Origin of the sequence: Cellulosimicrobium sp. TH-20 (genome assembly GCF_002105775.1) — a bacterium.
GTDB classification, from domain to species: Bacteria; Actinomycetota; Actinomycetes; order Actinomycetales; family Cellulomonadaceae; genus Cellulosimicrobium; species Cellulosimicrobium funkei.
In genome coordinates, this window is the sequence record NZ_CP020857.1 from 3,950,491 (window position 1) to 3,970,713 (window position 20,223).

A 20,223-nucleotide genomic window follows, 5' to 3' on the forward strand; every position below is an offset into this window, starting at 1 on the left:
CGCGCTCCGCCAGGACCTACGACGTAGTTGTTACCAGCTGCTCTTGGTGACGCCCGGAAGCTCACCACGGTGGGCCATCTCGCGCACGCAGATGCGGCACAGGCCGAACTTGCGGTACACCGAGTGCGGGCGACCGCACTTCTGGCACCGGGTGTAGGCGCGGACCGCGAACTTCGGCTTGGCGGCCGCCTTGTTGATCAGGGCCTTCTTCGCCATGTCAGTTCTCCTTGAAGGGGAAGCCGAGACGGCGCAGCAGGGAGCGGCCCTCGTCATCGGTCGTCGCCGTGGTCACGATCGTGATGTCCATACCGCGGACACGGTCGATCTTGTCCTGGTCGATCTCGTGGAACATCGACTGCTCCGTGAGACCGAACGTGTAGTTGCCGTTCCCGTCGAACTGCTTGGGCGACAGGCCGCGGAAGTCGCGGATGCGCGGCAGGGCGATCGACAGCAGGCGGTCCAGGAACTCCCACATGCGGTCGCCGCGCAGCGTGACGTGCGCGCCGATCGGCATGCCCTCGCGCAGCTTGAACTGCGCGATGGACTTGCGGGCCTTGGTCACCTGCGGCTTCTGGCCGGTGATCGCGGACAGGTCGCGGATGGCGCCCTCGATGAGCTTCGAGTCCTTGGCGGCGTCACCGACACCCATGTTCACGACGATCTTCGTGACGCGGGCGACCTGGTTGACGTTCTCGTGCCCGAACTCCTCGCGCAGACCGGCGACGATCTCCTCGCGGTAGCGCTGCTTCAGGCGGGGCACCTCGGGGGCGACGATCTCGGTGCTCATCAGATGTCCTTCCCGGAGCGCTTGGCGACACGCACGCGCACGGTGCGCTTGCGGCCGTCACGCTCGACCTCTTCGGTGCGGTACCCGACGCGGGTGCCCTTCTTGGTCTCCGGGTCGACGACCATCACGTTGCTGATGTGGATCGGGGCCTCGACGGTCTCGATCCCACCGGTCCGCGTGCCGCGCTGCGACTGGCCGACCTTGGTGTGCTTGGTGACGCGCTGGACGCCCTCGACGATGACGCGGTCACGGTCGGTGAGCACCTCGAGGACGCGCCCCTGCTTGCCCTTGTCCTTGCCCGCGATGACGACGACGAGGTCGCCCTTCTTGATCTTGGCCATGGTCAGAGCACCTCCGGAGCCAGCGAGATGATCTTCATGAACCGCTTGTCGCGCAGCTCGCGCCCGACCGGGCCGAAGATGCGCGTCCCGCGCGGCTCGCCGTCGTTCTTGAGGATCACGGCGGCGTTCTCGTCGAACTTGATGTAGGAACCGTCCGGACGACGGCGCTCCTTGGCGGTGCGGACGACGACGGCCTTGACCACGTCGCCCTTCTTCACGTTGCCGCCCGGGATCGCGTCCTTGACGGTTGCGACGATGACGTCGCCGATTCCGGCGTAGCGACGGCCCGAGCCACCGAGAACACGGATGCAGAGAATCTCCTTGGCACCCGTGTTGTCGGCGACACGAAGTCGCGACTCCTGCTGGATCATGTAATGAACTCCTGTCGTCGAGCCGGTTCTCGCCGGGGGCGAGCCTTGCCGAACGGATAGCTGTCAGTGCCGGGTCCCTCGCGGGTGAACCGGCCAGGACCGGGCGGTGGACCCGCCCGACCTGTCCTCACTGGTTGCCGCACCGCGGTGCGGCACGAGAGCGGTCGTGACGAGCGAGCCGGGGCCCGCCCGTCACGACCGGTGGATCACTTGGCCTTCTCGAGGATCTCCGCGAGGCGCCACCGCTTGGTCGCGGACAGCGGGCGGGTCTCCATGATGAGCACCAGGTCGCCCACGCCGGCAGAGTTCTGCTCGTCGTGCGCCTTGACCTTGCTCGTGCGGCGGATGACCTTGCCGTAGAGCGGGTGCTTGACCCGGTCCTCGACCTCGACCACCACGGTCTTGTCCATCTTGTCGCTCACGACGTAGCCGCGGCGCGTCTTGCGGTGCGCGCGCTCCTCGGCCGCCTCGGGCGCGTTCGTTGCGTTCTCGCTCATTCCAGCCTCACTCACTCGGCGCTCGGCGCGGTTCGGATGCCGAGCTCGCGCTCACGCAGGATCGTGTAGATCCGCGCGATGTCGCGGCGGACGGCCTTGAGGCGCCCGTGGCTCTCCAGCTGGCCGGTGGCCGACTGGAAGCGGAGGTTGAAGAGCTCCTCCTTGACCTTCTTGAGCTCGGCGACGAGCGTCTCGTCGTCCATGGCGTCGAGGTCGACGGGGGCGAGCCCCTTCGTTCCGATTGCCATCAGTTGCCACCACCCTCGCGCACCACGAAACGGCACTTCATCGGGAGCTTGTGGATCGCGCGGCGCATGGCCTCGCGAGCCAGGTCCTCCGGGACACCCGCCAGCTCGAAGACGATCCGGCCGGGCTTGACATTGGCGACCCACCACTCGGGCGAACCCTTACCGGAACCCATGCGGGTCTCGGCAGGCTTCTTGGTCAGGGGACGGTCCGGGTAGATGTTGATCCAGACCTTGCCGCCACGCTTGATGTGGCGGGTCATCGCGATACGAGCAGCCTCGATCTGGCGGTTCGTCACGTACGCCGGCTCGAGAGCCTGGATGCCGTACTCGCCGAACGAGATCTGGGTGCCACCCTTCGCCGCGCCGGAGCGCGACGGGTGGTGCTGCTTGCGGTGCTTGAGCCTGCGCGGGATCAGCATGACTCAGGCCTCCGTTCCGGTCTCAGGGGCCTTCGCCTCCGCGGCGGGAGCAGCCTGCTCGGGCGCCGCCGGCGACTCGGACGCGGGGGTCCGCTCGGCCGAACGCTCGGGACGACGGCCGCCACCACGACGGTCGCCGCCGCGCTCACCGCGCGGGCCGCCACGGCCCTGGCGCGGAGCGGCCGTGGCCTGCTGCGCGGCGAACTCCTTCTCGGTGACGTCGCCCTTGTAGATCCACACCTTCACGCCGATGCGGCCGAACGTGGTGCGGGCCTCGAAGAAGCCGTAGTCGATGTACGCGCGCAGCGTGTGCAGCGGCACACGACCCTCGCGGTAGAACTCCGACCGGCTCATCTCCGCGCCACCGAGGCGGCCGGAGACCTGCACGCGGATGCCCTTCGCGCCGGCGCGCTGCGCGGACTGGATGCCCTTGCGCATGGCACGACGGAACGAGACGCGGCTCGCGAGCTGCTCGGCGATGCCCTGCGCGACGAGCTGCGCGTCCGTCTCGGCGTTCTTCACCTCGAGGATGTTGAGCTGCACCTGCTTGCCGGTGAGCTTCTCGAGCTCGCCGCGGATGCGGTCGGCCTCGGCGCCGCGGCGGCCGATGACGATGCCCGGGCGCGCCGTGTGGATGTCCACGCGGACGCGGTCACGGGTGCGCTCGATCTCGACCTTGGAGATGCCGGCGCGCTCGAGACCCGTGCTCATGAGCTTGCGGATCTGGACGTCCTCGCGGACGTAGTCGCGGTACCGCTGGCCGGGCTTGGTGCTGTCGGCGAACCAGCGCGACCGGTGGTCGGTGGTGATGCCGAGGCGGTACCCGTGCGGGTGAACCTTCTGTCCCACTATCGGGCACTTCCCTTCGTGTTCTCACGCGGAGCGACGACCACGGTGATGTGGCTGGTGCGCTTGAGGATGCGGTTCGCACGGCCCTGGGCCCGCGGGCGGAAACGCTTGAGGGTCGGGCCCTCGTCGACGAACGCCTCACGCACGACGAGCTCCTGCTCCTCGAACGCTTCGCTCGCGCGGTCCGCCTTCACCCGGGCGTTGGCGATGGCGCTCTCCACGACCTTGCGGACGGGCTCGCTCGCCGCCTGCGGTGCGAACTTCAGCACCGCGACGGCCTCGGAGGCCTGCTTGCCACGGATGAGGTCCACGACGCGCCGGGCCTTCTGGGGCGTGACACGGACGAACCGCGCCTGCGCCTTGGCTTCCATTGCTGTCCTGCCTTCTTGTCTCTTGACCGTCCAGGTCGTCACCAGACTGACCCGGGGGTCAGCGGCGACGACCCTTCTTGTCGTCCTTCACGTGGCCGCGGAAGGTCCGCGTGGGAGCGAACTCGCCGAGCTTGTGGCCGACCATCGACTCGGTGACGAACACCGGCGTGTGCTTGCGACCGTCGTGCACGGCGAACGTGTGACCGAGGAAGTCGGGCGTGATGACCGACCGACGGGACCAGGTCTTGATGACGTTCTTGGTCCCCTTCTCGTTCTGAGCGTCCACCTTCTTCTGCAGGTGGTCGTCGACGAAGGGGCCCTTCTTCAGGCTACGAGGCATGTCTCCAGGCTCCTATCAGCGCTTCTTGCCGGTACGGCGACGACGCACGATCAGCTTGTCGCTCGGCTTGTTGGGACGGCGGGTACGACCCTCCGGCTGGCCCCACGGGCTCACCGGGTGGCGACCACCGGAGGTCTTGCCCTCACCACCACCGTGCGGGTGGTCGATCGGGTTCATGGCGACACCGCGGACGGTCGGGCGCTTGCCCTTCCAGCGCATGCGGCCGGCCTTGCCCCAGTTGATGTTCGACTGCTCGGCGTTGCCGACCTCGCCGACCGTCGCGCGGCAGCGCAGGTCGACGTTGCGGATCTCGCCGGAGGGCATGCGCAGCTGCGCGTACGGCCCGTCCTTGGCGACGAGCTGCACGGACGCACCGGCCGAGCGGGCGATCTTCGCGCCGCCACCGGGCTTGAGCTCGATGGCGTGGATGACCGTACCGGTCGGGATGTTGCGCAGCGGCAGGTTGTTGCCGGGCTTGATGTCCGCGCCCGCGCCCGCCTCGACGACGTCGCCCTGCTTGAGCTTGGCCGGCGCGACGATGTAGCGCTTCTCGCCGTCCGCGTAGTGCAGGAGCGCGATGCGCGCGGTGCGGTTGGGGTCGTACTCGATGTGCGCGACCTTCGCCGGCACGCCGTCCTTGTCGTGACGACGGAAGTCGATCACGCGGTACGCACGCTTGTGGCCACCACCCTTGTGACGGGTGGTGATACGACCGGAGCTGTTGCGGCCGCCGCTCTTGGAGAGCGGGCGGACCAGAGACTTCTCCGGCTGCGAGCGCGTGATCTCGGCGAAGTCGGCGACGCTCGAGCCGCGGCGGCCGGGCGTCGTCGGCTTGTACTTACGGATTCCCATGGGGATCTGTCCTCAATCTGCTCTCGTCGGCTCAGCCGAAGATGTCGATCGTGCCCTCGCGGAGGGTGACGATCGCACGCTTGGTGTCCTTGCGCTTGCCCAGGCCGAAACGCGTGCGACGCGTCTTGCCCTTGCGGTTGATCGTGTTCACCGAGGCGACCTTGACCGAGAAGATCTGCTCGACGGCGATCTTGATCTCGGTCTTGTTGGCCCGCGGGTCGACGACGAACGTGTACTTGCCCTCGTCGAGCAGGCCGTAGCTCTTCTCGGAGACGACCGGCGCGAGGATCACGTCACGGGGGTCCTTGGTCACGGTGGTCACTTCGCGGCCTCCTCGGCAGCAGTCTCGTCCGCCTCGGTGGAGGTGGCGACGGCCTTCGCGGAGCGACCCGTGGCCGGGCCCGTCAGGAACGCGTCGAGCGCGCCCTGCGTGAAGACGACGTCGTCGGAGACGAGCACGTCGTAGGTGTTGAGCTGGTCGGCCACCAGGAGGTGGACCTGCTCGACGTTCCGCAGCGACTTGATCGTCAGCTCGTCGCCACGCTCGGTGACGACGAGGACGTGCTTGCGCCCGGAGAGCTTGGCGAGCGTCGTGACGGCGGTCTTGGTCGACGGCACGCCGTCGACGCCGAAGCCGGTCACCACGTGGACGCGGCCGTTGCGGGCGCGGTCCGAGAGGGCACCGCGGAGCGCGGCGGCCTTCATCTTCTTGGGCGTCCGCTGGTCGTACGAGCGCGGCGTGGGGCCGTGGACGACGCCACCGCCGGCGAACTGCGGCGCACGGGTCGAACCCTGGCGGGCGCGGCCGGTGCCCTTCTGCTTGTACGGCTTGCGACCACCACCGCGGACCTCGCCGCGGGACTTGGTGTCGTGGGTGCCCTGGCGTGCGGCAGCACGCTGGGCGACGACGACCTGGTGGATCAGCGGGACGTTGAGCTCGACGTCGAACACCTCGGCGGGGAGCTCGGCGGTGCCGGCCTTCTTGCCCTTGGGGTCCAGCACGTCAACGGTCAGAGCGGACATGGGGTTCACGCTCCCTTCGCGGCGCTGCGCACGAGGACGACGCCGCCCTTGGGGCCGGGAACCGCGCCCTTGACGAGCAGCAGACCCTTCTCGGCGTCGACCGCGTGGACGGTCAGGTTCTGGGTGGTCTGACGGACGTTGCCCATCCGACCGGCCATGCGCAGGCCCTTGAAGACTCGCGACGGGGTCGAGGCCCCACCGATCGAGCCGGGCTTGCGGTGGTTGCGGTGCGAGCCGTGGGAGGCACCCACGCCGGAGAAGCCGTGACGCTTCATGACACCGGCGGTGCCCTTGCCCTTGGTCGTGCCCACGACGTCGACCACGGCGCCGGCCTCGAAGGCCTCCGCGGTGATCTCCTGGCCGAGCGAGTACTCGGTGGCGTCGGTGGTGCGGACCTCGGCGACGTGACGACGCGGCGTGACGCCGGCCTTCTCGAAGTGGCCCTTGAGCGGCTTCGTGACCTTGCGCGGGTCGATCTGGCCGTAGGCGAGCTGCACGGCGGCGTAGCCGTCGGCGTCCGACGTGCGCACCTGCGTCACGACGTTCGTGCCGACCGCGACGACGGTGACGGGCACGAGGCGCCCGGCCTCGTCCCAGAGCTGCGTCATCCCGAGCTTCGTGCCGAGCACCGCGGTGACCGGGCGCGCGTTCTGCTGGGGGGTAGTCATGATGTCCTCCAGCCTCAGAGCTTGATCTCGATGTTCACGTCAGCCGGCAGGTCGAGACGCATGAGCGAGTCGACCGCCTTCGGCGTGGGATCGATGATGTCGATCAGCCGCTTGTGCGTGCGCATCTCGAAGTGCTCGCGGCTGTCCTTGTACTTGTGAGGCGACCGGATGACGCAGAAGACGTTCTTCTCCGTCGGCAGCGGCACCGGACCCACGACCGTTGCACCAGCGCGCGTCACCGTGTCGACGATCTTGCGCGCCGAGCTGTCGATGACCTCGTGGTCGTAGGACTTGAGCCGGATGCGGATCTTCTGTCCCGCCATGGCGTCGTCTGACTCTCTCTCTCGAACCGCTAGCTGTCCGACCCCCGCGCTCGGGCGTGTCGCGTAGTCGCGACGCACCTGGGCGCACACGCCAAGAGGCGCAGGGCCGTTGGATATGTGGACTCCCGCCGGGCTCCGTGCTGACGCACGGCTCCGCGAACCGGACCACAACGTTTGTGCGAGCCTGTCGGAACGTGTGTTCCGCGGGGTACTCGATCCATGGCGACACAGAGAGCTCAACCCGCAGACCCGGGAGAAGTCCCGGGGTCCTGGCCCTCGGCGAGAGGACCGGTTCAACACACTGTTCGACACGTGAAAGAGCGCACCCGTAACAGGCAACCTGAACAGTCTGCCACACGAAGCCGCCGTCGTCCAAGTCGGGACGACGCGACGCCGGTGTGACGGTGACCGCAGGCCGAAGGCCCGGCCCCGCGGACGGGACCGGGCCTTCGACGAGGTGCTGCAGAGGCAGCGTCAGATCACTTGAGGATCTTGGTGACGCGGCCCGAGCCGACGGTGCGGCCACCCTCACGGATGGCGAAGCCGAGGCCCTCCTCCATGGCGATCGGCTGGATCAGCTCGACCGTCATCTCGGTGTTGTCACCGGGCATGACCATCTCGGTGCCCTCGGGCAGCGTGATGACGCCGGTGACGTCCGTCGTGCGGAAGTAGAACTGCGGACGGTAGTTCGAGTAGAACGGGTTGTGACGGCCGCCCTCGTCCTTGCCCAGGATGTAGACCTGCGCCTCGAACTGCGTGTGCGGGGTGATCGAGCCCGGCTTCACGACGACCTGGCCGCGCTCGACGTCCTCGCGCTTGATGCCGCGCAGGAGCAGACCGGTGTTGTCGCCGGCCTGAGCCTGGTCCATCTGCTTGTGGAACGTCTCGATGCCCGTGACCGTGGTCTTCTGGGGCGAGCGGATGCCGACGATCTCGACGTCCGAGTTGAGGTCGAGCGTGCCACGCTCCACCTTGCCGGTGACGACGGTGCCACGACCGGTGATCGTGAAGACGTCCTCGACGGGCATGAGGAACGGCTTGTCGAGCTCGCGGACGGGCTCGGGCACGTTCTCGTCCACGGCCTCCATGAGCTCGAGGATCTTCGCGGTCCACTCGGGGTCGCCCTCGAGCGCCTTGAGACCGGAGACGCGCACGACCGGCGCGTTGTCACCGTCGAACTCCTGCGAGGAGAGGAGCTCGCGCACCTCCATCTCGACGAGCTCGAGGATCTCCTCGTCGTCGACCATGTCGGACTTGTTGAGCGCCACGAGCAGGTACGGCACGCCGACCTGGCGGGCGAGCAGGACGTGCTCGCGCGTCTGGGCCATCGGGCCGTCGGTCGCGGCGACCACCAGGATCGCGCCGTCCATCTGGGCGGCACCGGTGATCATGTTCTTGATGTAGTCGGCGTGACCCGGGGCGTCGACGTGCGCGTAGTGGCGCTTCGGCGTCTCGTACTCGATGTGCGCGATGTTGATCGTGATACCGCGCTGCTTCTCCTCGGGAGCCGCGTCGATCTCGTCGAAGTTGCGCTGCGTGTTCGCCGGCAGGTCCGGGTACGTGTCCGCGAGCGTCTTCGAGATCGCTGCCGTCAGCGTCGTCTTACCGTGGTCGACGTGACCGATGGTGCCGACGTTGACGTGCGGCTTGGTCCGCTCGAACTTGGCCTTAGCCACTGGGGTCCTCCTGGGACTTGGGTAGATGTGCCGAACGTTGCGAATGTCGACCGAGAGATCCTACATCCGCGGGGCGTTGCGGTTTCCTACAGGTTGATGGTTGTGCGGGTCTTCGACCTGTGGGGACTCACTCGCCCCGGGTCTTCTTGATGATCTCTTCGGCAACGTTCCGAGGAACCTCGGCGTAGTTGTCGAACTGCATCGAGTACACCGCACGACCCTGGGTCTTGGACCGGAGGTCACCGATGTACCCGAACATCTCTGACAACGGTACGTGGGCCCGGACGACCTTCACACCCGTCGCGTCCTCCATGGACTGGATCATTCCACGACGTGAGTTCAGGTCGCCGATGACGTCGCCCATGTACTCCTCGGGCGTACGCACCTCGACCGCCATCACCGGCTCCAGCAGAACCGGGTCCGCCCGCTTGACGCCCTCCTTGAGGACCATCGAGCCGGCGATCTTGAACGCCATCTCCGAGGAGTCGACCTCGTGGTAGGCGCCGTCGAGCAGGATCGCCTTCACCCCGACCAGCGGGAAGCCGGCGAGCACGCCGAGCTCCATCGCGGACTGGATGCCGGCGTCGACGCTGGGGATGTACTCGCGCGGGATGCGACCACCGGTGACGGCGTTGGAGAACTCGTAGAGCTCGCCCTCGGACGTGTCGAGCGGCTCGAAGGTCACCTGGACCTTCGCGAACTGCCCGGACCCACCGGTCTGCTTCTTGTGCGTGTACTCGATCTTCTCGGCCTTGCGGCGGATCGTCTCGCGGTACGCGACCTGCGGCTTGCCGACGTTCGCCTCGACCTTGAACTCGCGACGCATGCGGTCGACGAGGATGTCGAGGTGGAGCTCGCCCATGCCGCCGATGACGGTCTGGCCGGTCTCGTCGTCCAGCTTCACGCGGAAGGTCGGGTCCTCCTCGGCGAGCTTCTGGATCGCCGTGGAGAGCTTCTCCTGGTCGGCCTTCGTCTTCGGCTCGATCGCCACGTCGATGACGGGCTCGGGGAAGCTCATCGACTCGAGGATGACCGGGTTCGCCATGTCGCTCAGCGTGTCGCCGGTCGTGGTGTCCTTGAGGCCGATGACCGCGTAGATGTGACCGGCGCTCGCCTCGTCGACCGGGTTCTCCTTGTTGGAGTGCATCTGGAAGATCTTGCCGACGCGCTCCTTCTTGCCCTTGGTCGAGTTCGCGACCTGCTGGCCGGGCTCGACGCGACCGGAGTACACGCGCACGTAGGTGAGCTTGCCGAAGAACGGGTGCGCCGCGACCTTGAAGGCGAGCGCGGAGAACGGCTCCGAGGCGTCGGGGTGACGCTGGATGACCTTCTCCTCGTCCTTCGGGTCGTGACCGTCGATGGCCGGCACGTCGAGGGGCGACGGCAGGTAGTCGATGACCGCGTCGAGCATGGGCTGGACGCCCTTGTTCTTGAACGCGGAGCCGCACAGGACCGGGAACGCCTCGCCCGCGATGACGAGCTTGCGGATGCCGGCCTTGAGCTCGGCGATCGTCAGCTCCTCGCCACCGAGGTACTTCTCGAGCAGCTCCTCGTCGGCCTCGGCGACGGCCTCGACGAGCTCGCTGCGGTACTGCTGGGCCTTCTCGACCAGGTCCGCGGGGATCTCCTCGGTGTCGTACGCCTCGCCGAGCTGGGTCTCCCCGTGCCAGACGAGCGCCTTCATCTCGAGCAGGTCCACGACACCGGTGAAGTCGCTCTCGGCCCCGATCGGGAGCTGGATGACCAGCGGCTTCGCCTTGAGGCGGTTGATGATCGTGTCGACGGTGAAGTAGAAGTCCGCGCCGAGCTTGTCCATCTTGTTGACGAAGCAGATGCGCGGGACGTTGTACTTGTCCGCCTGGCGCCACACCGTCTCAGACTGCGGCTCGACGCCCTCCTTGCCGTCGAAGACGGCGACGGCGCCGTCGAGCACGCGCAGGGAGCGCTCGACCTCGACCGTGAAGTCGACGTGGCCGGGCGTGTCGATGATGTTGATCTGGTTCTTGTTCCAGTAGCACGAGACGGCGGCGGACGTAATGGTGATGCCGCGCTCCTTCTCCTGCTCCATCCAGTCGGTCGTGGACGCGCCGTCGTGCGTCTCGCCGAGCTTGTAGTTCACACCCGTGTAGAACAGGATGCGCTCGGTGGTCGTGGTCTTCCCGGCATCGATGTGGGCCATGATGCCGATGTTGCGGACCTTGCTCAGGTCGGTCAGCACGTCAAGTGCCACGGTCTGCTTCCCTCGTTAGATGGGTTGAGTCGGGGGCGCTGCTCGGACCGGGATGACCGGCCTCGGACCCGCCGACAGCCCCGGGGACGCTCCGGTCCCCGGGGCCCGTCGTGCGGACTACCAGCGGTAGTGGGCGAAGGCCTTGTTGGACTCCGCCATCTTGTGCATGTCCTCGCGGCGCTTGACCGCGGCGCCGAGGCCGTTGCTGGCGTCGAGGATCTCGTTCATGAGGCGCTCCGTCATGGTCTTCTCGCGACGGGCGCGCGAGTAGTCCGTGAGCCAGCGCAGCGCGAGGGTCGTCGCACGCGCCGGGCGCACCTCGACCGGGACCTGGTAGGTCGCACCACCGACGCGGCGCGAGCGGACCTCGAGCGCCGGGCGGACGTTCTCGAGCGCGCGCTTGAGCACGACGACCGGGTCGCCGTCCGTCTTCGCCCGGACGCCCTCGAGGGCGCCGTAGACGATCGACTCGGCGGTGGACTTCTTGCCGTCGAGCAGCACCTTGTTGATGAGCTGCGTGACGACGGGAGACCCGTAGACCGGGTCGACGATGAGCGGCCGCTTCGGGGCCGGGCCCTTGCGAGGCATCAGCTCTTCTCCTTCTTGGCGCCGTAGCGGCTGCGGGCCTGCTTGCGGTTCTTCACGCCCTGCGTGTCGAGCGCGCCGCGCACGATCTTGTAGCGCACACCCGGGAGGTCCTTCACACGACCGCCGCGCACGAGCACGATGGAGTGCTCCTGGAGGTTGTGGCCGACGCCGGGGATGTAGGCCGTGACCTCGACCTGGGAGGAGAGCTTCACGCGAGCGACCTTGCGCAGCGCGGAGTTCGGCTTCTTCGGGGTGGTGGTGTACACGCGCGTGCACACACCGCGCCGCTGCGGGGAGCCCTTGAGGGCGGGAGTCTTGGACTTCCCCACCTTCGAGGTCCGCCCCTTGCGGACGAGCTGCTGGATCGTAGGCACTACGTCTCCGTGTCTTCTCGAGCTACCGGGGCTATCCCCGATGGTGGTCGTGCGGGCTGCTGGAGCCGATCGCACGAGGCACCCGCAGCGCGAGAGACGCTGCAGCAGCCACCTACCACCGGCTCGATGGTCCGGCTCCGGGCCGTGGGCGCGAGCGCGCCACCAGGACCGGGATCCGGAGTGCCCGGGCACTCACATCGGCCCGTCCGGAGACCGCCACGCGGCGGTGTGCGACGATCGCTCGCCCGCACCGTCCCGCCAGGGACATCACGGAGGGCCCGACGGCGCGGGCACGGTTTACCAGGTTACCTGCCACCCGGCAAGGAGTCAAAGGAGCAGGTCGCGAGCACGGCCGCTCCCCCAGGCCCGTCGTCGTCCCGCAGGAGGGACGACGACGGGTGCCCGCCGGCCACCGCGTACGAGGCGCGGCAGCCGACGGGCACCCGTCGTGGGACGTCAGCGGTAGTCGCCGAAGTCCAGGTCCTCGAGCGGGATCGCCTCGCCGGAGCCCATGCCGAGCGCCGGGAAGTCGATCTCGTCGTAGCCGAAGCTCGGGTAGAGCTCCGTCTTGGCCTGCTCGGTCGGCTCGACCTGGACCTTGGTGTACCGGGGAAGACCGGTACCGGCCGGGATGAGCTTACCGATGATGACGTTCTCCTTGAGGCCGAGGAGCGGGTCACGACGACCGCTCATCGACGCCTCGGTGAGCACGCGCGTCGTCTCCTGGAACGACGCGGCCGAGAGCCACGAGTCCGTCGCGAGCGACGCCTTCGTGATGCCCATCAGCTCCGGACGGCCGGAGGCCGGCTGGCCACCCTCCGCCACCGCGCGACGGTTCGCGTCCTCGAAGCGGCCGCGCTCGGCGAGCTCGCCCGGCAGGAGGTGCGAGTCACCCGAGTCGAGCACGGTCACGCGACGCAGCATCTGCCGCACGATGACCTCGATGTGCTTGTCGTGGATGTCCACGCCCTGCGAGCGGTAGACCTCCTGGACCTCGTCCACCAGGTGCTTCTGCGTGGCGCGCGGGCCGAGGATGCGCAGGACCTTCTTCGGGTCCACCGCACCCTGGACGAGCTGCGTGCCGACGTTCACGTGGTCGCCGTCCTGCACGAGCAGACGGGCACGCTTCGTCACCGGGTAGGCGATCTCCTCCGAGCCGTCGTCCGGCGTGAGCACCAGACGGCGCGAGCGCTCCGAGTCGTCGATCGCGATGCGGCCCGAGAACTCCGCGATGGGCGCCTCACCCTTGGGGGTGCGGGCCTCGAAGAGCTCCGTGACACGCGGCAGACCCTGCGTGATGTCGTCCGCGGAGGCGACACCACCGGTGTGGAAGGTACGCATCGTCAGCTGCGTGCCCGGCTCACCGATCGACTGGGCGGCGATGATGCCGACCGCCTCGCCGATGTCGACGAGCTTGCCCGTGGCGAGCGAGCGCCCGTAGCACTTGGCGCACGTGCCGACGCGCGACTCGCACGTGAGGACCGAGCGGACCTTGGCCTCGCGGACGCCCGCGGTGACCGCGGCGTCGATGAGGACGTCGCCCGCGTCGTCGCCGGCCTTGCCGACGACGTTCCCCTCGGGGTCGACCAGGTCGGCCGCGAGGGTGCGCGAGTAGACGCTCGTCTCCACCTTCGGGTGGCGCACGAGCTTGCCCGCGAGCTCCTCGGCGATCGGCAGGGTCAGGCCGCGCTCGGTGCCGCAGTCCTCCTCGCGGACGATGACGTCCTGCGACACGTCCACGAGACGACGCGTGAGGTAGCCCGAGTCGGCGGTCCGCAGCGCGGTGTCCGCCAGACCCTTGCGGGCACCGTGCGTCGCGATGAAGTACTCGAGGACGGACAGGCCCTCGCGGTAGTTGGACTTGATCGGGCGCGGGATGATCTCGCCCTTCGGGTTCGCCACGAGACCGCGCATACCGGCGATCTGACGGACCTGCATCCAGTTACCACGCGCACCCGAGCCGACCATGCGGTACACGGTGTTGCGGTCGTTCGCCTCGAGGTTCTCGCGCATGACCGACGCGACCTTGTCCGTCGCCTGGGTCCAGATCTCGATGAGCTCCTGACGGCGCTCGTCGTCCGTGATGAGACCACGGTCGTACTGCTGCTGGACCTTGAGCGCGCGCTCCTCGTGCTGCTCGAGGATGACGGCCTTCTCCTTGGGCGTCGCCACGTCGGAGATCGCGATCGTGACGCCCGAGCGGGTCGCCCAGCGGAAGCCGGCGGCCTTCAGCGCGTCGAGCGACGCCGCGACCTCGACCTTCGGGTAGCGCTCCGCGAGCTCGTTGACGATCGCCGAGAGGCGCTTCTTGTCGACGACCGAGTTCACGTACGGGTAGTCGACGGGGAGCGTCTCGTTGAACAGCGCGCGACCGAGCGTGGTGTCGAAGAGGATCGGCTGACCCTCCTCCCAGCCCTCGGGAGCCTCGAAGCCGGAGACCGGCGGGACGAGGTCCGTCGTGCGGATCTTCACCCGGGCGTTGAGGTCCAGGGTGCCCTGGTCGAACGCCATGATCGCCTCGGCCACCGAGCCGAACGCACGACCCTCGCCCTCGGCACCCTCGCGGTCGCTCGTCAGGTGGTACAGACCGATGATCATGTCCTGCGAGGGCATGGTCACCGGACGGCCGTCCGACGGCTTGAGGATGTTGTTGCTCGAGAGCATGAGGATGCGGGCCTCGGCCTGCGCCTCGGCGCTCAGGGGCAGGTGGACGGCCATCTGGTCACCGTCGAAGTCCGCGTTGAACGCGGCGCAGACGAGCGGGTGCAGGTGGATCGCCTTGCCCTCGACGAGCTGCGGCTCGAACGCCTGGATGCCCAGGCGGTGCAGCGTCGGTGCACGGTTGAGCAGCACGGGGTGCTCGGTGATGACCTCTTCGAGCACGTCCCACACGACCGGGCGGGCACGCTCGACCATGCGCTTCGCGCTCTTGATGTTCTGCGCGTGGTTGAGGTCCACGAGGCGCTTCATGACGAACGGCTTGAACAGCTCGAGCGCCATCTGCTTCGGCAGGCCGCACTGGTGCAGCTTGAGCTGCGGGCCGACGACGATGACCGAACGGCCCGAGTAGTCGACGCGCTTGCCGAGCAGGTTCTGACGGAAACGACCCTGCTTGCCCTTGAGCATGTCCGAGATGGACTTGAGCGGGCGGTTGCCCGGGCCGGTGACCGGACGACCGCGGCGGCCGTTGTCGAACAGCGAGTCCACGGCCTCCTGGAGCATCCGCTTCTCGTTGTTGACGATGATCTCCGGCGCACCCAGGTCGAGGAGACGCTTGAGGCGGTTGTTCCGGTTGATCACGCGGCGGTACAGGTCGTTGAGGTCGCTCGTCGCGAAGCGGCCACCGTCGAGCTGCACCATCGGGCGCAGGTCCGGCGGGATGACCGGGACGGCGTCGAGCACCATGCCCGTGGGCGAGTTCGTCGTGGTGAGGAACGCGTTGACGACCTTGAGGCGCTTGAGGGCACGCGTCTTGCGCTGGCCCTTGCCCGAGCGGATGGTCTCGCGCAGGGACTCGGCCTCCGCCTCCAGGTCGAAGTCCTGGAGACGCTTCTGGATCGCCGCGGCGCCCATCGAGCCCTCGAAGTAGGTGCCGTAGCGGTCCTGGAGGGCGCGGTACAGCATCTCGTCGCCCTCGAGGTCGGCGACCTTGAGGTTCTTGAAGCGGTCCCACACCTGCTCGAGACGGTCGAGCTGGGCGTCGGCGCGCTTGCGGATCTGCGCCATCTCGCGCTCGGCCGAGTCGCGGACCTTGCGGCGCGCGTCGGCCTTGGCACCCTCGGCCTCGAGCTCGGCCAGGTCGGCCTCGAGCTTCTGGGCGCGGGAGTTGATGTCGTTGTCGCGGGCGTCCGCGATCTCCTTCTTCTCCAGGTCGATCTCGTTCTGGAGGTTCGGGAGGTCCTCCTGGCGGCCCTCCTCGTCGACCGAGGTGATCATGTACGCCGCGAAGTAGATGACCTTCTCGAGGTCCTTCGGGGCGAGGTCGAGCAGGTAGCCGAGGCGCGAGGGCACGCCCTTGAAGAACCAGATGTGCGTGACCGGCGCGGCGAGCTCGATGTGGCCCATGCGCTCACGACGCACCTTCGAGCGCGTCACCTCGACGCCGCAGCGCTCGCAGATGATGCCCTTGAAGCGCACGCGCTTGTACTTGCCGCAGTAGCACTCCCAGTCCCGGGTGGGGCCGAAGATCTTCTCGCAGAAGAGTCCGTCCTTCTCGGGCTTGAGGGTGCGGTAGTTGATGGTCTCGGGCTTCTTCACCTCACCGTGCGACCACGCACGGATGTCGTCGGCCGTGGCCAGGCCGATACGCAGCTCGTCGAAGACGTTGACGTCGAGCAAGTTGTCCTACTTCCTTCGCCTGCCGGGACCGGCCGTGGCCGGCCCCGACGCCAAAAAGACGGTTGGTGTGGGGGTCGTCGGTGGGAGCGGGGTGACCCGCTCCCACCTGCCCGAGATCAGATCTCGTCGACGCTGGACGCCGCGTTGGGGCGGCGCGACAGGTCGATGCCGAGCTCTTCGGCTGCGCGGTACACGTCGTCGTCCGACTCCCGCATCTCGATGGACACGCCGTCGCTCGAGAGCACCTCGACGTTCAGGCACAGCGACTGCATCTCCTTGAGGAGGACCTTGAAGGACTCCGGGATGCCCGAGTCGGGGATGTTCTCGCCCTTGACGATCGCCTCGTAGACCTTGACGCGACCGGGCACGTCGTCCGACTTGATCGTGAGGAGCTCCTGGAGCGTGTAGGCCGCGCCGTACGCCTCGAGGGCCCACACCTCCATCTCGCCGAAGCGCTGACCGCCGAACTGCGCCTTACCACCGAGCGGCTGCTGGGTGATCATCGAGTACGGGCCGGTCGAGCGCGCGTGGATCTTGTCGTCGACCAGGTGGTGGAGCTTGAGGATGTACATGTAGCCCACCGACACGGCCTCGGGGAACGGCTCGCCGGAGCGGCCGTCGAAGAGACGCGCCTTGCCGTCGGCGCCGACCATGCGGTCGCCGTCGCGGTTCGGGATGGTCGTCGAGAGCAGGCCCGTGAGCGCGTCCTCGTGGACGCCGTCGAACACCGGGGTGGCGACGGGACGGCCCGGCTCGGACGTCGCGGCGATCTCGGGGACGTTCTCCCGCCAGGAGAGGTCCTTGCCGTCGGCGAGCGAGATGTCCCAGCCCTGCTTCGCGACCCACCCGAGGTGGGTCTCGAGGACCTGGCCCACGTTCATACGACCGGGGACGCCCAGCGGGTTGAGGACGACGTCGACCGGCGTCCCGTCCTCGAGGAACGGCATGTCCTCGACGGGCAGGATCTTGGAGATGACGCCCTTGTTGCCGTGACGGCCGGCGAGCTTGTCGCCGTCCGTGATCTTGCGGCGCTGCGCGATGTAGACGCGCACGAGCTGGTTCACGCCCGCGGGCAGCTCGTCGCCGTCCTCGCGGTTGAACTCGCGCACGCCGATGACCGTGCCGGACTCGCCGTGGGGCACCTTGAGGGACGTGTCGCGCACCTCGCGCGCCTTCTCGCCGAAGATCGCGCGCAGCAGGCGCTCCTCCGGGGTCAGCTCGGTCTCGCCCTTCGGCGTGACCTTGCCGACCAGGACGTCGCCCGCGCCGACTTCGGCACCGATGCGGATGATGCCGCGCTCGTCGAGGTCCGCCAGGACGTCCTCGGAGACGTTCGGGATGTCCCGCGTGATCTCCTCGGGGCCGAGCTTGGTGTCGCGCGCGTCGACCTCGTGCTCCTCGATGTGGATCGAGGAGAGCACGTCGTCCTGCACGAGACGCTGGCTGAGGATGATCGCGTCCTCGTAGTTGTGGCCCTCCCACGACATGAACGCCACGAGGAGGTTGCGGCCGAGCGCGAGCTCGCCCTCGTCGGTCGCCGGGCCGTCCGCGAGGACGGAGCCGGGCTCGACGCGCTGGCCCTCGTCGACGAGCACGCGCTGGTTGTAGCTCGTGCCCTGGTTCGAGCGGCGGAACTTCGCGATCCGGTAGCTGCCGGTCGTGCCGTCGTCGTTCGCGACGAGCACGAGGTCGGCCGAGACCTCGGTGACGACACCGGGCTTCGTCGCGACGACGACGTCGCCCGCGTCGACGGCCGCGCGCCACTCCATGCCGGTCCCGACGAGCGGGGCCTCGGAGCGGACCAGCGGCACGGCCTGGCGCTGCATGTTCGCACCCATGAGGGCGCGGTTCGCGTCGTCGTGCTCGAGGAACGGGATGAGCGCCGTGGCGACCGAGACCATCTGGCGCGGCGAGACGTCCATGTAGTCGACCTGCGCGCCGGGGACGATCTCGACCTCGCCGCCCTTGGTGCGCACGAGCACGCGCTCGTCCGCGAAGGAGCCGTCGGCGTTGAGCGTCTGGTTCGCCTGCGCGATGACGTGGCGGTCCTCGTCGTCGGCCGTGAGGTAGACGACCTCGTCGGTCACCTTGCCCGCGGTCACCTTGCGGTACGGCGTCTCGATGAAGCCGAACGGGTTGATGCGCCCGTACGACGCGAGCGAGCCGATCAGACCGATGTTCGGACCCTCAGGAGTCTCGATCGGGCACATGCGGCCGTAGTGCGACGGGTGGACGTCACGGACCTCCATGCCGGCGCGGTCGCGCGAGAGACCACCCGGGCCGAGGGCCGAGAGACGACGCTTGTGCGTCAGGCCCGCGAGCGGGTTGTTCTGGTCCATGAACTGCGAGAGCTGCGACGTGCCGAAGAACTCGCGGATGGACGCCACGACCGGGCGGATGTTGATGAGCGTCTGCGGCGTGATCGCCTCAACGTCCTGCGTCGTCATGCGCTCGCGCACGACGCGCTCCATCCGGGACAGGCCCGTGCGGACCTGGTTCTGGATGAGCTCGCCGACGGCGCGGATGCGGCGGTTGCCGAAGTGGTCGATGTCGTCCGTCTCGACGCGCACCTCGACGGCCTCGCCGTTGCGCGTGCCCGGGATGCTCGCGTGGTCCGCGTGCAGCGCCGCGAGGTACTTGATCGTCGCGACGACGTCCGAGACCGACAGCGTGGAGTCGCTGAGCGGCGCGTCGATGCCGAGCTTCTTGTTCGCCTTGTAGCGACCGACCTTCGCGAGGTCGTAGCGCTTCGGGTTGAAGTAGAAGTTCTCGAGGAGCGCGCGGCCGGCCTCGACCGTCGGCGGCTCGCCCGGGCGGATCTTGCGGTAGAGGTCGACGAGCGCCTCGTCCTGCGTGTGGACGTGGTCCTTCTCGAGCGTGTCGAGCACGGACGGGAAGTCCGCGAACTGCTCGCGGATCTCGGACTCCGTGAGGCCGAGCGCCTTGAGCAGCACGGTCACGGACTGCTTGCGCTTGCGGTCGACGCGCACGCCGACGGCGTCGCGCTTGTCGATCTCGAACTCGAGCCAGGCACCGCGCGACGGGATGATCTTCGCGGAGAAGATGTCCTTGTCGCTCGTCTTGTCGGCGGCGCGCTCGAAGTAGACGCCGGGCGAGCGGACGAGCTGCGAGACGACGACGCGCTCGGTGCCGTTGATGATGAACGTGCCGCGCTCGGTCATGAGCGGGAAGTCGCCCATGAAGACCGTCTGGCTCTTGATCTCACCGGTGTTGTAGTTGACGAACTCCGCGGTGACGAACAGCGGCGCGGCGTACGTGAAGTCCTTCTCCTTGCACTCGTCGGCCGTGTACTTCGGCGGCTCGAAGCGGTGGTTGGAGAACGACAGCGACATCGAGGACCCGAAGTCCTCGATCGGGGAGATCTCCTCGAAGATCTCCTCGAGACCCGACGTCGAGGGCACGTCCTGGCGCCCGGCCTCGGCCGCGGCGGCGACGCGCGCCTGCCACGCCTCGTTGCCGAGCAGCCAGTCGAAGCTCTCGGTCTGGAGGCCCAGCAGGTCGGGGACCTCGAGCGGCTCGAAGATCTTGGCGAAGGAGAGGCGACGCGATGCGGTGCGGTTCGCGATGGCGTCGGCGGACGGAGCAGAAGGGGTGCGCGAGGCAGCCAAGAGGGGTCCTTCCCTGCAGATCGAAAGAACGCTGCACCGGCCGGGCTGGACACGATCACCGCCGCCACGACACCTCGCGGACGCGCACGTACGTCGTCGAGGGGGTCGGGGGTATATGAGATCGGGGGCACAGGACAGCGCAAAGCGTGAGCATACCCCAAGAAGGCGTCGCCACACAACCTCGGGGCGCACTCCCCCGCCCGGGACCGGGCGCTGCGCGCCTCGCCGGTACTCGCACGAGCCTCGTCGCCCGTCCTCCGGCCCGCCGTGCGGGCCCTGAACCTGCTGCTGTCGACCTC

General features: G+C 68.2%; 21 protein-coding genes. All 21 read right to left on the reverse strand.

What is annotated here, in order from left to right; translation table 11 throughout:
- Positions 1 to 30 precede the first annotated feature (30 nt).
- The 21 genes from B8281_RS17645 to rpoB all read right to left on the reverse strand — a co-directional run bounded on the left by B8281_RS17645 (position 31) and on the right by rpoB (position 19,924).
- Positions 31 to 216 (reverse strand): type Z 30S ribosomal protein S14, encoded by a 186-nt coding sequence (locus tag B8281_RS17645; protein ID WP_021480434.1) that lies wholly within the window; start codon positions 214 to 216, stop codon positions 31 to 33.
- 1 nt (position 217) lies between these two features.
- Complete coding sequence (rplE, locus tag B8281_RS17650) at positions 218 to 787, reverse strand: 50S ribosomal protein L5 (protein ID WP_021480433.1); 570 nt, start codon at positions 785 to 787, stop codon at positions 218 to 220.
- Positions 787 to 1,128: a 50S ribosomal protein L24 gene (gene rplX / locus B8281_RS17655; RefSeq protein WP_021480432.1), complete on the reverse strand. Its 342-nt coding sequence runs from the start codon at positions 1,126 to 1,128 to the stop codon at positions 787 to 789. Before rplX ends, rplE begins: the two co-directional genes overlap by 1 nt.
- Positions 1,129 to 1,130: 2 nt before the next feature.
- Positions 1,131 to 1,499, reverse strand: a complete 369-nt coding sequence (gene rplN / locus B8281_RS17660) for a 50S ribosomal protein L14 (protein WP_021480431.1) — start codon at positions 1,497 to 1,499, stop codon at positions 1,131 to 1,133.
- Between the two features lie 206 nt (positions 1,500 to 1,705).
- Entirely contained in the window at positions 1,706 to 1,996 is a 291-nt protein-coding gene (rpsQ, locus tag B8281_RS17665) for a 30S ribosomal protein S17 (RefSeq protein ID WP_021480430.1), read from the reverse strand.
- 11 nt (positions 1,997 to 2,007) lie between these two features.
- A complete protein-coding gene (gene rpmC, locus B8281_RS17670; RefSeq protein WP_021480429.1) occupies positions 2,008 to 2,244 on the reverse strand; it encodes a 50S ribosomal protein L29 in 237 nt (78 codons plus the stop codon).
- A complete protein-coding gene (gene rplP / locus B8281_RS17675) occupies positions 2,244 to 2,663 on the reverse strand; it encodes a 50S ribosomal protein L16 (RefSeq protein ID WP_021480428.1) in 420 nt (139 codons plus the stop codon). Before rplP ends, rpmC begins: the two co-directional genes overlap by 1 nt.
- Positions 2,664 to 2,666: 3 nt before the next feature.
- Positions 2,667 to 3,512, reverse strand: a complete 846-nt coding sequence (gene rpsC / locus B8281_RS17680; protein WP_034654910.1) for a 30S ribosomal protein S3 — start codon at positions 3,510 to 3,512, stop codon at positions 2,667 to 2,669.
- Positions 3,512 to 3,883, reverse strand: a complete 372-nt coding sequence (gene rplV, locus B8281_RS17685; RefSeq protein WP_021479879.1) for a 50S ribosomal protein L22 — start codon at positions 3,881 to 3,883, stop codon at positions 3,512 to 3,514. Before rplV ends, rpsC begins: the two co-directional genes overlap by 1 nt.
- Positions 3,884 to 3,941: 58 nt before the next feature.
- A complete protein-coding gene (gene rpsS / locus B8281_RS17690) occupies positions 3,942 to 4,223 on the reverse strand; it encodes a 30S ribosomal protein S19 (RefSeq protein WP_021479878.1) in 282 nt (93 codons plus the stop codon).
- Between the two features lie 15 nt (positions 4,224 to 4,238).
- Positions 4,239 to 5,075 carry a 50S ribosomal protein L2 gene (gene rplB, locus B8281_RS17695; RefSeq protein WP_021479877.1) on the reverse strand — a complete coding sequence of 279 codons (837 nt, stop codon included), beginning with the start codon at positions 5,073 to 5,075 and terminating at the stop codon, positions 4,239 to 4,241.
- A 31-nt stretch (positions 5,076 to 5,106) separates the two neighbouring features.
- The gene (gene rplW, locus B8281_RS17700) at positions 5,107 to 5,397 is read right to left on the reverse strand and encodes a 50S ribosomal protein L23 (protein WP_021479876.1); all 291 of its coding nucleotides are present in this window, start codon (positions 5,395 to 5,397) and stop codon (positions 5,107 to 5,109) included.
- Entirely contained in the window at positions 5,394 to 6,098 is a 705-nt protein-coding gene (gene rplD / locus B8281_RS17705) for a 50S ribosomal protein L4 (protein WP_034654917.1), read from the reverse strand. The genes rplW and rplD overlap by 4 nt, the downstream gene beginning before the upstream one ends.
- Positions 6,099 to 6,103: 5 nt before the next feature.
- Positions 6,104 to 6,766: a 50S ribosomal protein L3 gene (rplC, locus tag B8281_RS17710; RefSeq protein ID WP_021479874.1), complete on the reverse strand. Its 663-nt coding sequence runs from the start codon at positions 6,764 to 6,766 to the stop codon at positions 6,104 to 6,106.
- Between the two features lie 14 nt (positions 6,767 to 6,780).
- Complete coding sequence (gene rpsJ, locus B8281_RS17715; RefSeq protein WP_012867945.1) at positions 6,781 to 7,089, reverse strand: 30S ribosomal protein S10; 309 nt, start codon at positions 7,087 to 7,089, stop codon at positions 6,781 to 6,783.
- 479 nt (positions 7,090 to 7,568) lie between these two features.
- Positions 7,569 to 8,765, reverse strand: a complete 1,197-nt coding sequence (gene tuf / locus B8281_RS17720) for an elongation factor Tu (RefSeq protein WP_021479872.1) — start codon at positions 8,763 to 8,765, stop codon at positions 7,569 to 7,571.
- A gap of 127 nt (positions 8,766 to 8,892) precedes the next feature.
- Positions 8,893 to 10,995, reverse strand: a complete 2,103-nt coding sequence (gene fusA / locus B8281_RS17725; RefSeq protein ID WP_021479871.1) for an elongation factor G — start codon at positions 10,993 to 10,995, stop codon at positions 8,893 to 8,895.
- A gap of 117 nt (positions 10,996 to 11,112) precedes the next feature.
- The gene (gene rpsG, locus B8281_RS17730; RefSeq protein WP_021479870.1) at positions 11,113 to 11,583 is read right to left on the reverse strand and encodes a 30S ribosomal protein S7; all 471 of its coding nucleotides are present in this window, start codon (positions 11,581 to 11,583) and stop codon (positions 11,113 to 11,115) included.
- On the reverse strand, positions 11,583 to 11,957 hold the full coding sequence (gene rpsL / locus B8281_RS17735; protein ID WP_021479869.1) for a 30S ribosomal protein S12: 375 nt from the start codon (positions 11,955 to 11,957) through the stop codon (positions 11,583 to 11,585). The genes rpsG and rpsL overlap by 1 nt, the downstream gene beginning before the upstream one ends.
- Before the next feature lie 456 nt (positions 11,958 to 12,413).
- Positions 12,414 to 16,295 (reverse strand): DNA-directed RNA polymerase subunit beta', encoded by a 3,882-nt coding sequence (locus B8281_RS17740; protein WP_043651983.1) that lies wholly within the window; start codon positions 16,293 to 16,295, stop codon positions 12,414 to 12,416.
- 116 nt (positions 16,296 to 16,411) lie between these two features.
- The gene (rpoB, locus tag B8281_RS17745; protein ID WP_021479867.1) at positions 16,412 to 19,924 is read right to left on the reverse strand and encodes a DNA-directed RNA polymerase subunit beta; all 3,513 of its coding nucleotides are present in this window, start codon (positions 19,922 to 19,924) and stop codon (positions 16,412 to 16,414) included.
- Positions 19,925 to 20,223: the final 299 nt, after the last annotated feature.

Bases quoted from the DNA above. Each gene is read 5' to 3' on its own strand.
- rplB (WP_021479877.1), bottom strand. From the start codon at position 5,075: ATGGGAATCCGTAAGTACAAGCCGACGACGCCCGGCCGCCGCGGCTCG.
- rpmC (WP_021480429.1), bottom strand. From the start codon at position 2,244: ATGGCAATCGGAACGAAGGGGCTCGCCCCCGTCGACCTCGACGCCATG.
- rpsQ (WP_021480430.1), bottom strand. From the start codon at position 1,996: ATGAGCGAGAACGCAACGAACGCGCCCGAGGCGGCCGAGGAGCGCGCG.
- rplD (WP_034654917.1), bottom strand. From the start codon at position 6,098: ATGTCCGCTCTGACCGTTGACGTGCTGGACCCCAAGGGCAAGAAGGCC.
- B8281_RS17645 (WP_021480434.1), bottom strand. From the start codon at position 216: ATGGCGAAGAAGGCCCTGATCAACAAGGCGGCCGCCAAGCCGAAGTTC.
- rplC (WP_021479874.1), bottom strand. From the start codon at position 6,766: ATGACTACCCCCCAGCAGAACGCGCGCCCGGTCACCGCGGTGCTCGGC.
- rplP (WP_021480428.1), bottom strand. From the start codon at position 2,663: ATGCTGATCCCGCGCAGGCTCAAGCACCGCAAGCAGCACCACCCGTCG.
- rplN (WP_021480431.1), bottom strand. From the start codon at position 1,499: ATGATCCAGCAGGAGTCGCGACTTCGTGTCGCCGACAACACGGGTGCC.
- rpsJ (WP_012867945.1), bottom strand. From the start codon at position 7,089: ATGGCGGGACAGAAGATCCGCATCCGGCTCAAGTCCTACGACCACGAG.
- rplE (WP_021480433.1), bottom strand. From the start codon at position 787: ATGAGCACCGAGATCGTCGCCCCCGAGGTGCCCCGCCTGAAGCAGCGC.
- rpsG (WP_021479870.1), bottom strand. From the start codon at position 11,583: ATGCCTCGCAAGGGCCCGGCCCCGAAGCGGCCGCTCATCGTCGACCCG.
- rplV (WP_021479879.1), bottom strand. From the start codon at position 3,883: ATGGAAGCCAAGGCGCAGGCGCGGTTCGTCCGTGTCACGCCCCAGAAG.
- rplX (WP_021480432.1), bottom strand. From the start codon at position 1,128: ATGGCCAAGATCAAGAAGGGCGACCTCGTCGTCGTCATCGCGGGCAAG.
- rpsS (WP_021479878.1), bottom strand. From the start codon at position 4,223: ATGCCTCGTAGCCTGAAGAAGGGCCCCTTCGTCGACGACCACCTGCAG.